At 52.1% G+C, this 15,152-nt stretch carries 13 protein-coding genes; 5 read left to right on the top strand and 8 right to left on the bottom strand.

The window, feature by feature from the left end:
* Positions 1–25: 25 nt before the first annotated feature.
* The 8 genes from ACO0LC_RS18535 to ACO0LC_RS18500 all read right to left on the bottom strand — a co-directional run bounded on the left by ACO0LC_RS18535 (position 26) and on the right by ACO0LC_RS18500 (position 7,919).
* Positions 26–1,123, bottom strand: a complete 1,098-nt coding sequence (locus ACO0LC_RS18535; protein WP_423005773.1) for an ABC transporter ATP-binding protein — start codon at positions 1,121–1,123, stop codon at positions 26–28.
* Positions 1,124–1,303: 180 nt separating this feature from the next.
* Positions 1,304–2,074, bottom strand: a complete 771-nt coding sequence (locus tag ACO0LC_RS18530; protein ID WP_423005771.1) for an SDR family oxidoreductase — start codon at positions 2,072–2,074, stop codon at positions 1,304–1,306.
* Positions 2,071–3,282, bottom strand: a complete 1,212-nt coding sequence (locus ACO0LC_RS18525; protein ID WP_423005769.1) for a hypothetical protein — start codon at positions 3,280–3,282, stop codon at positions 2,071–2,073. The genes ACO0LC_RS18530 and ACO0LC_RS18525 overlap by 4 nt, the downstream gene beginning before the upstream one ends.
* Positions 3,283–3,305: 23 nt before the next feature.
* Positions 3,306–3,698, bottom strand: coding sequence for a RidA family protein (locus tag ACO0LC_RS18520; protein WP_423005767.1), 393 nt, complete (start codon positions 3,696–3,698; stop codon positions 3,306–3,308).
* Positions 3,699–3,931: 233 nt separating this feature from the next.
* The gene (locus tag ACO0LC_RS18515; protein WP_423005765.1) at positions 3,932–4,786 is read right to left on the bottom strand and encodes a carbohydrate ABC transporter permease; all 855 of its coding nucleotides are present in this window, start codon (positions 4,784–4,786) and stop codon (positions 3,932–3,934) included.
* Positions 4,773–5,648 (bottom strand): carbohydrate ABC transporter permease, encoded by an 876-nt coding sequence (locus tag ACO0LC_RS18510; RefSeq protein ID WP_423005763.1) that lies wholly within the window; start codon positions 5,646–5,648, stop codon positions 4,773–4,775. The genes ACO0LC_RS18515 and ACO0LC_RS18510 overlap by 14 nt, the downstream gene beginning before the upstream one ends.
* 2 nt (positions 5,649–5,650) lie before the next feature.
* Positions 5,651–6,868 carry an ABC transporter substrate-binding protein gene (locus ACO0LC_RS18505; protein ID WP_423005761.1) on the bottom strand — a complete coding sequence of 406 codons (1,218 nt, stop codon included), beginning with the start codon at positions 6,866–6,868 and terminating at the stop codon, positions 5,651–5,653.
* Between the two features lie 49 nt (positions 6,869–6,917).
* Positions 6,918–7,919, bottom strand: a complete 1,002-nt coding sequence (locus ACO0LC_RS18500) for a 2-dehydro-3-deoxygalactonokinase (protein ID WP_423005759.1) — start codon at positions 7,917–7,919, stop codon at positions 6,918–6,920.
* A gap of 549 nt (positions 7,920–8,468) precedes the next feature.
* On the opposite strand from ACO0LC_RS18500, the gene gcvA reads away from it, so the two are divergent.
* The 5 genes from gcvA (at position 8,469) to ACO0LC_RS18475 (ending at position 15,014) form a co-directional block, all read left to right on the top strand.
* Complete coding sequence (gene gcvA, locus ACO0LC_RS18495) at positions 8,469–9,353, top strand: transcriptional regulator GcvA (RefSeq protein ID WP_423005757.1); 885 nt, start codon at positions 8,469–8,471, stop codon at positions 9,351–9,353.
* A 67-nt stretch (positions 9,354–9,420) separates the two neighbouring features.
* Positions 9,421–9,840 (top strand): hypothetical protein, encoded by a 420-nt coding sequence (locus tag ACO0LC_RS18490; RefSeq protein WP_423005755.1) that lies wholly within the window; start codon positions 9,421–9,423, stop codon positions 9,838–9,840.
* Between the two features lie 159 nt (positions 9,841–9,999).
* A complete protein-coding gene (locus tag ACO0LC_RS18485) occupies positions 10,000–13,371 on the top strand; it encodes a TIM-barrel domain-containing protein (protein ID WP_423005753.1) in 3,372 nt (1,123 codons plus the stop codon).
* Positions 13,372–13,522: 151 nt separating this feature from the next.
* A complete protein-coding gene (locus ACO0LC_RS18480; protein WP_423005751.1) occupies positions 13,523–14,395 on the top strand; it encodes a hypothetical protein in 873 nt (290 codons plus the stop codon).
* Positions 14,396–14,399: 4 nt separating this feature from the next.
* Positions 14,400–15,014, top strand: coding sequence for an alpha-ketoglutarate-dependent dioxygenase AlkB family protein (locus tag ACO0LC_RS18475; protein ID WP_423005749.1), 615 nt, complete (start codon positions 14,400–14,402; stop codon positions 15,012–15,014).
* Positions 15,015–15,152: the final 138 nt, after the last annotated feature.

Here is a 15,152-nt window from a genome sequence, read left to right as displayed (position 1 = left end):
CTCTTCATTCTTTCTTTTTTGCCTGTTAATTCAGGCGCAAGCCGGTTTGGCTGTCAAACAGGTGACAAAGTTCAATCGGGAAGTGCAAGGCTAATTTTTCACCGGTCGCTACTTGCAGGTGTTCACGTGAGGCCAGGCAGCAGGGATGCTCATTCAGTAGGCCATCGAGTTTGCCATAAAAATAAGTCTCGGCACCGGTAGGTTCTATGCTATCTATGCTCATCGTCAAAGGGATGATACCAGATGGTCTTGCCTGCACATGCTCAGGCCGTATGCCCAGCGTAATAGCCTGGCCTTGCCGCGCGGCAGATGCGGGCACAGGCGAAGGCACAGGTATGCGGAGATTGCTGGCGGTGCGCAGGCAGGGCTGGCCTTCTTCCATGCTCAGTATGCCTGCGATCAAATTCATGCCGGGTGAGCCGATGAAACTGGCGACAAACAGATTGGCTGGCCTGTCGTACAAATCCAACGGCTTGCCGACCTGCTCTATGCGCCCGGCATTCATGACGACGATGCGGTCGCCCATGGTCATGGCTTCGATCTGGTCATGAGTCACATACATGACGGTATTTTTCAGGCGTTGGTGCAGGGACTTGATCTCGGCCCGCATCTGCACGCGCAATTTGGCATCAAGATTCGATAGCGGTTCGTCGAACAGAAACAGCGCTGGCTCACGCACCACTGCACGGCCCATGGCGACACGCTGGCGCTGGCCGCCGGACAGGGCCTTGGGCAAGCGGTCCAGGTAAGGTACAAGATTGAGCATCTTCGCTGCTGCTTCTATGCGTGGCCTGTAGCTGGCCTCTGACTCCCTGCGCAGCTTGGGGCCGAAGGCGATATTTTCATACACGGTCAGATGCGGGTAGAGCGCATAACTCTGGAACACCATGGCAATATTGCGCTGTTGCGCAGGCAAATCATTGGCCCGCTGGCCGGCGATATAAAAATCGCCGCCAGTAATCTCTTCCAGCCCAGCCACCATGCGCATGAGGGTACTCTTGCCACAACCCGAAGGCCCAACCAGCACCACGAATTCACCATCAGCAATATCGAGGTCTATGCCATGCACAACCGGAGTTTGCTCATAGTGCTTGACGATGTTTTTTAACTGTACGGCTGCCATTACGTTCTTTCTGTTTTTACCGAAGATCAAGACCTCTCAACACAGAGGCACAGAGTTTGCACAGAGGGGAACAGAGAAAAAAAGAACAAGAAATGCAAAAAAACAAGAGGACCTTAAATCGATTTTGCAGTTCTCTGTGCCCCCTCTGTGTCTCTGTGTTGAGAGGTCTTCAACAACAATTTAAATTTCCTCTTGCGTCAACTCCATGGCCATCACGCGGTTGCCTGCCATCAGGCCGCCGTCTACTGGCAGGGCGACGCCGGTGATGACGCGTGCTGCATCAGATGCGAGGAACAGCACAGCATCGGCGATATCATCCGGTGTGGCAAAGTCTTGCAGCGGATACCATTTCTTCAAATCTTCAAACACTTGCGGGTTTTTCTCGGCACGGGCTTGCCATGCCTGGGTTTTTACCGTGCCTGGGCAGACGATGTTGGCGCGTATTCCATGTTTGCCCAGTTCCATTGCCAGCGCCTTGGTATAGCTGATCAAGCCAGCCTTGGCGACGCTGTAGGCGGGGTGGCCCAGCGAAGTCATGCCATTGACTGAACCGATGAGCACGATATTGCCCTTGCGTTTGGCTTGCATGCCGCTGCGCACGGTTTCCACACTATGAAAAGTACCGTTCAGGTTCAGGTCCATGTCCTGCTTCCAACTGCTTTCTGAGGTGCTGGCCAGGTTAAGGCTCTGTGCGGCACCAGCGTTGGCGACAAGTACATCGATGCTATTGCCTTGTAAAGCTGCTGCTAGTGCGGTTTGCAATGCGGCAGCATCAGTCAGATCCGCAGCAACGGCGACACAGTCTTGTGGCCCCAGTTTTGCCACCAGGGCATCAAGTGCTGTGCCTGGCAAATCCTGGGCATATACCAGGTCGCCATTGGCGATAAAGCGCTGGCACAACACGCTGCCTATGCCGCCACAGGCACCGGTGATGAGTACATGACGTTTCATGCTGTGTCCTTTCCAAACTGGCTGTTGAGTGTCGTCGCCAGGTGATCCAATTGTTTTTGCGGCAGCAAGCCATAGTTGTAAAACGCAAAATCGCTGATGCTCAGTTCGCGCAGGCCTGTGATGGCGGCATCCAGTTCTGCGCCAGTGTTAAGATCGGGGTAACCTGGCCGCAAGATCGCGCGTATCTTTTCTGGCCGGTCGCCGACGGCATGCAGGGTATGGCGCGCATCATTGATGGCGCGGGCGGCGCTGGGTTCATAAAATGGCACTTCCAGATAATCTGCTGCATCGGCCAGCGCAGCCAGGTCGCTTCCTTCCTGCCAGCAATCGGCAGTGGGCCTTTGTACCGTGGGGATGATGGCCAGTTGCGTTGCCTTGGGCAATTCTGCGGCGATCTGGCTCACCAGCTTGGTGACGCGGCGCTGGCGCAAGCTGATGAAAGCACGCAGCTCTTCATCCCTGAGCAAGTCAGCCTGTATCCAGTCTTGCGCCTGATGGGCAGTGACGGGCACGGGGTTGGCGAGGTAGTCATTGATATTGCCTGCAATGCGCTGCTGTACAGCCTGGATCTGTATGTCTTGTTCAGTCGCGGCACGTTGACAGGCATTGCAAAAACACATACCCAGCATGACATCCAGCCAGGCATTTGAGGGCATTTGGGCAAATTCATGGTGATAACCATGCGCATAAGGTTGCCAACCCGGGCTTTCCAGTATCAGGCTGTTGAGTGCATATTGCTGCGCCAGATCACGGCAAACAGCACGTGCATATTCCAGCACCGCTGGTTGCATGGGACACAGGCTATATACATAACGGTCACCAAACACATTTTGCGTCGTCAGATGCGGGTAAGCTGTACCCAGACGGGTGTTATGCAGCAAGACTGTCCAGGCGTGCACACGCAGACGGCCATCGGCCAATAAATCTGCCAGCACATGACGGATGGCTGCATCACTATGTGCCTGTGGCTTGATTTCGCCATATCGCTCTTGCCGTGGTTCAAAATACAGCACGCCATCTTCAGGGAAAATTACCTTCGGCCCCTTGCGTGCATGTGGCCGCAAGAATTTACCTGCGTGGTAACTGCAAGCCAGGCTGACATCGGTGACACCCATGGCCAGCGCCGCATCGACAAAGGCCGTTACGCCCATATCCAATACATCCCAGGCATATACATAGATGGAACGGTAGGCGGTATCAATTTGCATGTGCATAGTGTTATGAAACAAATTTAAAGAGGTTTGTAAGCAGTGACTTCTATCTCTATCTTGCAGTCAACCATCATTTCAGAACGCACGCAAGAACGTGCCGGGGGGTGCTCGCCAAAGTAGTCGAGATAGATGCGGTTGAAGGTCCAGAAGTCACGTGTGTCATCCAGCCATACCGTCACCTTGACGACATCGGCCAGAGTACAGTCAGCCAGCGCCAGCACCTTTTTGACATTCTCCATGGTACGCCGCGTTTGTGCTTCTATGCCACCATCTTCAACTTCGCCATTGTCCTTCATGGCGACCTGCCCAGAACAAAACACAAAATCCCCAGCCCGCACCGCAGGCGAAAACGGCAACCTCTGCCCACCAGCACCTGCAGGGATATTGCCGTAACGTGTAATTTCTTTAGTCATAAAATTTCCTGTATTAATTCAAAACCATTAACCACAGAGGCACAGAGGAAGGAAAGACTGCTTGCAAGCAGTCTTCGTTCCGCAGGCGAGTGGCATGCCACTCGAATTCCCTGCTACACCACAGAGAAAATCAAGAGGAAACTCTTATTTAATCTACGCGTTTCATACATTCTTCTCTTGATTTTCTCTGTGCTACCTCTGTGTCTCTGTGGTGAGCTTTTCGGTCTAAAAATTCACTTAACCGCACCTAACGATAATCCTTTTACCAAATATTTCTGCAACCATGAAAACAGTATCGCCACCGGCAGCGTCGCCAGCAAGGCTGCTGCCATGACGTGATGCCAGTTGACGGTGTATCTGCCTGCCACCAGGTCGACGATCTGTACTGTCACAGTCTTGTTTTCTGCCGAGCGTATCAGGGTATAGATCACTGCAAATTCATTCCAGGCATTGATGAAGGTGAAGATGCCGGTGACTACCATCGCAGGCATGGCCAGTGGTAGAAACACCTTGAGCACGGCGCGGGGTTTGCTGCAACCTTCCAGCCAGGCGGCTTCTTCCATGTCGCGCGGGATGGTGGCGAAATAAGATTGCAGCATCCACACGGCAAAGGCAGTATTCAAGGCGGTATAAGTGGCGACGACGCCTATGTGGGTATCGACGAGATTACCATCACCATAAGGTATCGCTGCAGCCAGGCGGAACAGGCCCAGCACCAGCAGGATAGGTGACAGCATTTGCGTGACCAGTAAGAAACGTCTATAGCCAGCCTGCCCGGCAAAGCGAAAACGTGCCATCGCATACGCCGCAGGTATGCTGATGCCCACCGCCAGCACGGTCGACAAGGTACTGATGATGATACTGTTTTTCAGCGCCGTGCCAAACTGGGTTTCTTCCCACATCACGGCAAAATTCTCCCATGCTATCTGCGTAGGCAGCCAGCGCGGCGGGTAGGACAAGACTTCATCTGCCGGTTTGATGGCAGTCAGCAGCATGACCGCAAATGGCAGCAATATCACAATGACCAGGGGTGACAGGGCCAGCCAGCAAAGCAGGCTGCGCTTAAGCTTATCCTTATTGTTCTGCATGCTCACCCCCTTGCATGCGCATATAGATGCCGGTAAAAGCCAGCAGCATCAATAACATCACAAGTGATACCGCCGCCGCTTCGCCCGGCCTGCCGAGGCGGAAAGCCAGTTCATACAGATAAGTGACGAGGATATGCGTGCCGTTGTCCGGCCCACCCTGGGTCATGACCCAGATGATGGGGAAGGAATTGAAGACGTAAATCACATTCAGGACGATGGCGATATTGATGAAAGGCCTTAGCAAGGGCAGTGTCAGTTTGCGAAACTGTTGCCAGGCATTTGCCCCTTCCATGCGTGCTGCTTCATAAATATCAGTCGGCACTGACGACAAACCACCGAGAAAAATCGTGACCGTGAAAGGCACAGACACCAGGATGCCTATCATGACCTCAACCGGAAAAGCCAGCGCCGGATCAGCCAGCCAGTGCAGCGGCTGACTGATGATGCCCAGTTGCTGCAAGCCCAGGTTGATGAGACCAAATTCATCATTGAAAGCCCAGCGCCAGATGATGGCGGTCATGGTCAACGAGATAGACCAGGGCAGCATGGTAATCGTGCGCGCCAGGCCACGGCCATAAAAATCCTGTACCAGTATCAGCGAGGCGGGCACCGCCACCAGTACCGTGCCGCCAACGACGCAAACTGTCCATGCCAACGTGCGCCACAGCGTTGCCATGAACACCGGGTCGGAAAAGATAGTGGCAAAGTTGGCAAAGCCAGAAAAATCCCGCACCTGGCCAAAGCGCGATACTTCGTGAATAGACTGCCAGACGATATTGAAAAACGGATAGCTGACGATGAACAGCGCCAGCGCAAAGCTGGGCAAAATCAGCAGCCACGGTGCCAGGGGGCGCTTGCTCATGTTTACTTCTTCAGCATCTTGTTGGCTTGCAGCGCCGCGGCTTTCAAGGCATCTTCCGGCTTGCTCTTGCCCAGATAGACGGCTTGCATGGCATTGGCGACGATTTTTGACAGGTCTTCCCAGCCCGCGATGACAGGGGCAAACTTTGCCGTTGGCAGGTAGCTGATAAAGCTTTGTGTCACCAAGTCGTTGAAAGCCGGGTCTGCCGCTTCTTCTTTCGTCGTCGGCAAGAAACCTTCACCGCTGGTGAATGCGACCCGCGCTGCCTTACTGAACAAAAATTCAGAGAATTGCCAGGCCGCCGTCTTGACCTTGGAATTCTTGAACAGTATCAATGAATCAGTCGTCGCAAATGTCGCTGCATTGCTGCCCTGGGGGATGGCTGTCACGCCATATTGCAGGCCGGGTTTTTCTTTTTGTATCTGCTTCGCCAGGAAAGGCGCTGTAATCACCATGCCCAGGCGGCCTTGCTTGAACAGGTTTTGCACATCTTCGCGGCTGTTGCTGGTGACGCCGGGCTGGGTCAGGCCCTGGTCGATCAGGCTCTTGTAGATATTCGCCGCCTTGATGCCTGCGGCACTGTCAAAGACAGCCTTGCCATTGGCATCGACAACTTCACCACCGTTAGTCCATAGCGAGTAAAACCAGTAAATCTCAGTTTCGATTTCCTTGCCCTGTATGCCAAAGCCATAGGCACCTGTGGCCTTGATCTTCTTGGACGCTGCGATGACTTCATCCCAGGTCTTGGGGCCGTTGGGGTAGCCCGCTTTTTCCAGCATGGCCTTGTTATAGTAGAGGCCACGGGCAGAGGCTGAAATGGGCAGGCCATAGGTCTTGCTGGCCACCTTGCCAGAGTTGATGAAGGCACCAATGAACTTGTCCTTGAAGGCGGGCGTCATGCGCGCATCCAGCGGTTCGAGCACCTCATCCCTGACCAGATCAAGCAGCCAGCGTGTGGCGACGATGGAAAGGTCAGGGTTGGTGCCGCCGACGATATCGGTTTGCAGTTTTTGTTGCAGGCTGTCCCAGTTGACTTCTTCTACCTTGATGGTGATGCCGGGGTTGGCCTTGCTGAACTCCTTCGCCATTTTTTCAAAATAGGGCAGGGTTTGGTCACTGTAGTGGGCCACGGCGATGCGCACGGTTTCTGCGTTTGCGGTGCTCATGTACAGCAGGGCGGTGGCCAGGCTGGCAAAAATTCTTATGTTAATGCGGGTCATGCATGTCTCCAGATTTTTTCAGGCGGGCGCTTATTTTTATTTTATTTTTTTATTTTATTAGTCCGCGCGCTGTGGCAACTTTGATGGCACCCAGCCCGGCCAGATGCGCCTGCACTTCGTCGCTGACGACGGTCACTTTGCCTGAGAAATAATCATCATTTTGTATCAGCAGGGCCAGGGCTTCTTTCATGATGGGCTTACCGCAGATGATGACGGGTGTGCCTGGCAGCATCTTGATGGCGGTGCTGTTTTTGAGTGTCAGCAAATCTGCCCCGAGGATGGCACCCAGCAGGAAATTGGCCCTGTCATTGCGCTCATAGATCGTGAACTGGTCGAGTATGCGCACATTGAAACAAGTGCGCCCCAGGCCTATGGTTTGTGCCGATTTGGCACCGGCCAATAACATCTCCGGGCTGATGGTGCTGGCAAAAGAAGATTCCAGCGATTGCGCCAGGATGGTGTTGTGGGTGATGACATACATCAGTTCTCCCGCCAGCGTGGTCACGCAGCCGGTGATGCGGTTCTTGTCATCGATGCAGACAAACTTGGAATGAGAACCCGGCATCACCATCATGGCCGGGCCGGTGATGCCCAACTGGTCGATGACGCCTATGACTTCCACTTCTTCACCGCGCATCATGTCCATGGCTTCGCAATTGTGCAGGCCTATGTTGTCCACCACATTGCGCACGCCGGGCACAAACCACAAGGGCTTGGAAAATACCTCAGGAATCGTCACCGACACCATGCCACGCGCCAGTTGCTGCAAACCTGCCGGGGCCAGCACATGCGGTAGTTCAAACAGGCCGACGTTGGAGCTGATCATGCCTGAACCCAGCACCAGGCTGATATCGTCTTCAGTCAGGCTGGCCTGTTCCAGGGTTTTGAGCAAAGTGGCACGCACACCTGTTTGCAGCTTTTCACGGTTGCCTGTCATTGCCGTATCACGCACACCCACTTCATGCGCCTGATGCGCAATCACGACGCCATCGCGCCAAAGGGTCACCCTGGTATTGGTGGTGCCGGTATCTATCGTCAGTATGTGGGTCATTGCAATAAGAATCTGTATAAAGTGCTTGAAAGTGACAGAAGCTTAACCATGCATGCCCTGTCTTGCCAGCGATTAATTTTTGAGACTGCGTTTAGATTAATTCAATGTCGGGTTGGTGATCTGTTTGCGAATTGTAGGTTGGGCCGGGCCTCGCTAGGCTACGCTTCATCAGCCCAACACTGGGCTTTTAAACGACGTATACATTGATTGAGGCCGAGTGTTGGGCTGGTAAACCCTAGCCCAACCTACGGAGCTGGGCCTTCAAAAGACGTATAAGTTAATTAACTGCCGTGTGTTGGGCTGGTGAGGCGTAGCCCAACGGGGCCCGGCCCAACCTACAGAGCAATGAAGCTTGAGGTCTTTTAAGGGGGTCTCTTGCATTTCTCTGTGCCTCCGTGTCTCTGTGGTGAGAGGTTTTGTTCTTATTCTTCCTGCTGTCCCACCCATACTGCCAGAAAACCAACATCCCATCGCCTCAGAAAATTTCAATCATTCATTAAGTTAAATTTAATGAACATCTGTTACCGTATCGTTTTTTGATGGATGCCCATGTCTAAACGTCTTCCGCCCTTGAATTCGCTGCGTGTTTTTGAAGTTGCCGCCCGGCGACTGAGTTTTACGCGGGCGGCGGAAGAGTTGCATGTGACCAATGCGGCCGTCAGCCACCAGATCAAGTTGCTGGAAGATCATCTGGGCATAGATTTGTTTCAAAGAAGCAATAATGTTTTGAAACTGACAGAAGCAGGGGAGTTGTACCTGCCGCGCATACGTGAAGGTTTCAAGATTTTCCAGCAGGCGACCGATGCTTTGCTTAATGATAATAATGCCCTGTTGCGCGTGGGCGTACCGCCGTCTTTTGGTTCCAAATGGCTGGTGCCGCGCCTTTACCGTTTTTTGAACCGTCATCCGCATATACGGGTGGAAATCGTTTCTGAAGTGGACCGTACTTACCGCGATTGCGATATCTCCATCGACTTTCGCCGCACCCAGTTTGCTGACTTTCGCATCGAGCCTTTTATTGCGACTGAAGTCTTCCCGGTCTGTAGCCCGGTCATCGCCGAGCAATTGCAGACACCCACTGACCTGGCCAGGCAAACCCTGCTGCATGAAGTCAGCGCCATGAACGACCCGGATTACCCCAGTTGGCAATCCTGGTTTGCTACCCTGGGTTTGCCCAATCAGGAATCCCGCCAGGGGCCATTGTTCACCCTGGCGCTGATGGCCTTGCAAGCCGCCATAGACGGGCAGGGCATCGCCCTGGGGCAGGCTTTGTTGGTCGAATATGATATCGCCGCTGGCCGCCTGGTGCGGCCATTGAATGTAGAAACCCCGCTGCGACTGGATTATTACCTTATCTATGCGGCAGACATGAAAGAGAATCCGGCTTTCCAGGCCTTCCATCAATGGCTGGTCAGCGAGGCAAGAACGCGCTGATCACGCTTACTGCTCTGGCATTGGTACAATGCTCGTTTTATATCATTGACCCCGCCACCCTGCCTTCATGCGCACGCCTGCCGATATTTTGATACTCAGCCCAGCCAGAACGGCAGAAATATTCACTGGTTTTCAACATATGTCTGCCCACAAGCTTGACATCATCAGTGATGGTCTCGACAGGCAAAGCAGCATCCAGATCACAGCCAGGCAACTCAGCTTGCATTACCGCCATGGCGACATTCCTTGCCAGTTGATGATTTTGGCGATCGCGGAAGTCTTGCATGACCAGCACCATCACCCCGTCCAGCAAGTCTTGCCAGGGGTGCGCGAGCTGGTCTTGATAGGGGAAGGCAAATTCATGCTGGAACAAGCCCTGCATTTGGCGGGCCATGGCCGCAAGATCACGCTGATACGACACAGGGCCAATGACGCCTGTCGTCGTGTGGTCAACCATTATTTATCGCGCCTGCGCCATACTTTTTGATAGTCTTGCAGCGTCATTCAAATTTTTTTGATGAAGGCAAAAAATAAATCTCGCTGTTGCAAAAGGCCGGGCGCAGTTACATTGCTGCATGCACCATAGGCAGCATGCTCTGTTCTGGTGTCTAGCGCCCCACATTCAAAGATAGGATGAAACACCAACATGCAAACTTTGCACGCCATCATACGCAAGACCGTCATCGCCAGCCTGATCTTCCATACGTTTAATAGCACCAGTCTGGCTGCGCCGCTGGGCAATATGCAAAAAATAGCAGCTGATGCCAATCAGATAGAACTGCTGACTTCAGATGGCAGCATCGTACGCATCAGTCTGCTCAAGCCTGATCTGTTCCGCGTCTGGGCAGGCACCAAAGGGCAATTGCTCGATGCTGGCGACAAGGCGGCCCCCATCGTGCTGAAGCAGGATTACGTCAAAGTAGCTTACCAACTGACGGCACAGGCTGATTCAAAAACTGATTCAAAAACTGATTATCAGCTGGTACAAACCTCAGCCATGGCCTTGCGCATCTACCGCGCACCACTGCGCCTGGCATTGTACAGACCTGACAATAAAACCCTAGTCTGGCAAGAAACCCAGCCGCTGGAACTGGGTGACAAAGCCAGCTTCCAGACCTTGTCCAGCAGCGCAGATGAAGTCTTCTTTGGTGGTGGCCAGCAAAACGGTGCCTATGCCTTCAAGGGCAAACAGATGGAGGTTTCTTACTCAGGCGGCTGGGAAGAAGGCGACAGGCCCAGCCCCGCGCCTTTCTACATGAGCAGCAAAGGCTATGGCGTCTTGCGCAATACCTGGAGCAATGGCAGCTATGATTTCCGCTCGAATGAATACCTGAGCACCAGCCATCAGGAAAAACGCTTCGATGCCTATTACTTTGTCGGCAATTCCATCAAGGATGTGCTGGCTTCTTATACAGAACTCACAGGCCGCGCCAGACTCTTGCCACGCTGGGCTTATGAATATGGTGATGCTGATTGTTATAACGATGGCGACAATAGCAAAAAACCCGGCACCGTGCCCGGGAACTGGACAGATGGCCCGACAGGCAAGACACCAGATGTAGTCAATTCCGTCGCTGCCAAATACCGCGAACATGATATGCCCGGTGGCTGGATCTTGCCCAATGATGGCTATGGTTGCGGCTACACCAATTTACCCGATGTGGTTGCCGGGCTGAAAAAACATGGCTTCCGCACCGGCCTGTGGACAGAAAACGGCGTCGATAAAATCGCATGGGAAGTCGGCACCGCAGGCACACGTGCACAAAAGCTGGACGTGGCATGGACAGGCAAGGGCTATCAGTTTTCACTCGATGCCAACATGGCCGCAGCCAAGGGCATACTCGACAATTCTGACGCACGCCCCTTTGTCTGGACCGTCATGGGCTGGGCGGGCACGCAACGCTATGCCGTCACCTGGACCGGCGACCAGTCTGGCAGCTGGGACTATATACGCTGGCATATCCCCACCCTGATAGGCTCTGGCCTGTCTGGGCAGGCTTATGCCACTGGCGACGTCGATGGCATCTTTGGCGGCAGCCCGGAAACCTTCACACGTGATCTGCAATGGAAGACTTTTACGCCCGTGCTGATGGGCATGTCAGGCTGGTCTAAATCTGAGCGCAAGCACCCCTGGTGGTTTGATGAACCCTACCGCAGCATCAACCGCGATTATCTCAAACTTAAGATGCGCCTGATGCCGTATATGTACACCTATGCGCATGAAACCGAGTTGACCGGCGCACCCATAGTACGCGGCTTGATGTGGGATCATCCGCAAGATACTAACGCCAATAATGAAAATTATAAATACCAGTTCATGCTGGGAAAAGACTTTCTGGTTGCGCCAGTTTATCGCAGCCAGGCTGCCAGCAAGGGCTGGCGCAAAGGCATCTATTTGCCGCAAGGCCAGTGGATAGATTACTGGGATGGCCGCGTCGTGCAAGCCGATGCCAAAGGCAAAGTCATAGACCAGCAAGTCACACTGGAAAAACTGCCCGTCATGGTACGCGCCGGTGCCATCCTGCCCATGTACCCGGTCGCCCTGTATGATGGCCAGGTACCCAAGGACGTGCTGACCCTGGATATCTACCCGCATGGCAAATCCAGCTTCAGCCTGTATGAAGACGACGGCGAAAGCCGCCAGTACCAGACCGGAAAATCCAGCCTGCAAGTCTTTGCAGTCGATGCACCTGAAAACAAGGCAGGCGATATCCGCATCGATGTCGGTGCAGTCAATGGCAACTACGCAGGCATGGAAGCACAGCGCGTCTTGCAACTGCAAGTGCATAGCCGCGTAGCGCCAGATGTAATCACTTTTGGCGAGCAGACCTTGCCCGCCTTCAAGACCCGCGAAGAATTCCAGAAAAGCAGCGCAGGCTGGTTTTACGACGCCACAGAAAAATACGGCACCGTGCATGTGAAGACAGTGAAACTGCCAGTCGATAAAGCCTACAGCTTCCGCCTGGCGATTGCCGTCAGCAAGCAACTGGCGACGACCGCTGATTACCCGGCTGCACCCGACCTGGGCAACACCATCGCCGCAGACAGCCTCATCGTCCTCAACCGCCCGGCAGAAGAACCAGGTCATCCGCTGGAAAACGCCTTCGATGGCAAGCCTGGCACCTGGTTCCGCACCCTGCGTGACCAGTCGCAAAAAACCGGTGCCCATGAATTCAGCCTGGCACTGGGCGAGCGCCGTATGGTCAGCGGTTTTGAAATCGGCCCGCGCAATGACAAGAACTGGCAATATGGCCAGGTCAAGGACTTTGAAATCTACCTGGCCGATACCAATGGTGAATGGGGCAAGCCTGTCTACACTGGCCGCCTGAAACAACAGCAGGAAAAACAGAAAGTGGAATTTGCTGCCAAGGCAGGCCGTTTGTTCCGCTTCCGCGTACTCAGCACGCATGACCAGAATGATGATGGCGAAGCACAAGACCCAATGGTCCTGACCAGCACAGGCGCGACCACTACTGCCAAGGCATACAATGCCTTTAACCCCGTGGTCGTCACCCCCATCACCATTTCAGAGTTCAGCATTCTTGAACACCCCATGCCCGACAAACCCAAGGCGCAAGTGTATTTGTCGGATGCTGTCGCCAGTAATAAAACGAGCTATGCCAAAGACCTCGCCTACAAAGTTCAGCCAGTCAAAACAGAGGCAGGCATGCAAATGAACGGCCTGCGCTTCCGCAAGGGCCTGGGTGTGGCAGGTAATAGCGAAGTCGAATACAAACTCTCAGGCGACTGGCAAACCTTCCGCGCCGACGTAGGCATAGACGACACCTGCCGCAACAACGGCGGCCTGCAATTCCAGGTCTGGGGCGATGACAAGCTTCTGTTCGACAGCGGCCTGATCGCCGCACCAGCCGTAGTCAAACCAGAACTGGACATACGCGGCATCAGCAAACTGGTGTTGAAGACGACGGGTGTCAAAGCGAATGGCAAAGCCGGGGTGTGTGCGAACTGGGCGAATGCGTCGGTGATCGGGTTTGCGGGGGATAGGGTGGGGAAGTGAGTGTTTTGAAGCGATGTTGCATTGAATAGCATACTTCAAAAAATTGAAATTTTATTAAGTGAACTGTGTCTTCAAAGAGTATGTTACATTAACAATTGCATTAATAAGTAGACAATTTATAATTAAATTATGCAATTTTAGGAGCCATGTAATGACTATTTTTGAACTTGTAAAAATTGCACTTGATGAGCTTTATGCCGAGGGCAGGAAGCGATACGGCGATAAACTGGACGCTGAGATTCTGGAGAAAGTCAAATATCTGAAAAACAGCTACACTCTTTTGAATGACTCCAGACGCATTCCTGTTGATTATGAGGATCCAGCTACTCGATTTGCTTATGTTTACAAATATGTAGCTGCACATGGTGATTACGTTGCACAACTTCTTCAAAAACTTAAAAGCGCACGTGGCGGAAAAGCATTTGATGGAGAGGTTCTCAGGGTGAGTTGTATTGGTGGCGGGCCGGGTAGTGACATAATCGGAATTTTAAAGTATTTGGCTGACTACAGTGGAGCAGAAACTATTACTAAAGTAGTTTGCTATTTGCTAGATAAAGAGCAGGCATGGGCGGATTCTTGGACTGAGTTGGATAGCGGGCTTCAACTGGATATACAACTTAATGTAAACTTCCAAAAAATGGATGTTACAGACCCAGTTTCTTGGAGTAGTCAAACAAAATTTTTGCAAGCTGATTTATTTACCTTAAGCTATTTTGTTTCTGAAATAAAGGCTTTAGATGAACGCGGTGCTCTAGATAAATTTTGGCAGTCGCTGATGTCTGAAGCAAAACCAGGTGCCCTATTTTTATACGACGATAACGGACATACAGACTTCACTGATTATTTCGATGCAAAATGGAAAGCGGCTGGTTTTCATTGTATTCTTGCAACTGACAATTTTGCTATAACTCCTCAAACAGACGAACAGGCCAGTAGTCTTAATGAGTACAAGTCTAAATTTGGTGATTGGCCAAAACTAAGAAGTCAATTGACGTTTAGGATATTGCAAAAACCCACAAATTAAAATGATGAATGACTTATTCTCTTCTGAGACAGAGCTTGAAAGATTGCCGATCCCCGACGCTGAAGTCTACTATTTATCTAAATTACAGCTAGACTCTGAGCCGATGGATATTCTGTCTCGACTTACTTCAAATATACCTTGGAGGGAAGAGAAAATCACAGTGTGGGGAAAAACGCATATTCAACCACGCCTTATAGCTTGGTATGGCGATGATGGCTTGGACTATACGTATTCTGGCATTCACTTAAATCCTCTGCCATGGAATGCTGATTTGCTTGATTTAAAGAAGAATGTTGAGAAAGTTACATCCACAGAATTCAACAGTGTACTGCTGAATTTTTATAGAAATAATCGAGATAGCATGGGGTTTCATAGTGACGATGAGCCAGAGCTTGGCGTTACTCCAATAATTGCTTCTATAAGTTTGGGGACAGTGAGGACTTTAGTATTTAAACATAAATTTAGAAAAGAACTTAAGCCAATTAAACTACCACTTGCAAGTGGTAGCCTTCTACTTATGAAGGGAGATACTCAACGCAATTGGAAGCATGGCATAGAAAAAGAATCTGCTGTTTGTGATGCGCGAATTAATTTGACGTTTAGGAAAATATTTCTTTAGTAAATCAGCCCGGGGGTGTCCGGAATTTTGTGTAAACGGTTTTTCATTTATTTCAGCGACATCCGGTCATCGAACTGGATGGTAAAGCGGTTGAATGCCCCTTTCCAATCCCGTATTGGCATAGTCCATTTCTTGCTG

Origin of the sequence: Undibacterium sp. JH2W, from assembly GCF_049340425.1 — a bacterium.
Taxonomy (GTDB): Bacteria; Pseudomonadota; Gammaproteobacteria; order Burkholderiales; family Burkholderiaceae_D; genus Undibacterium.
Note: the sequence above shows the minus strand (reverse complement) of the source record. Positions and strands in the feature narration are given on the sequence as shown.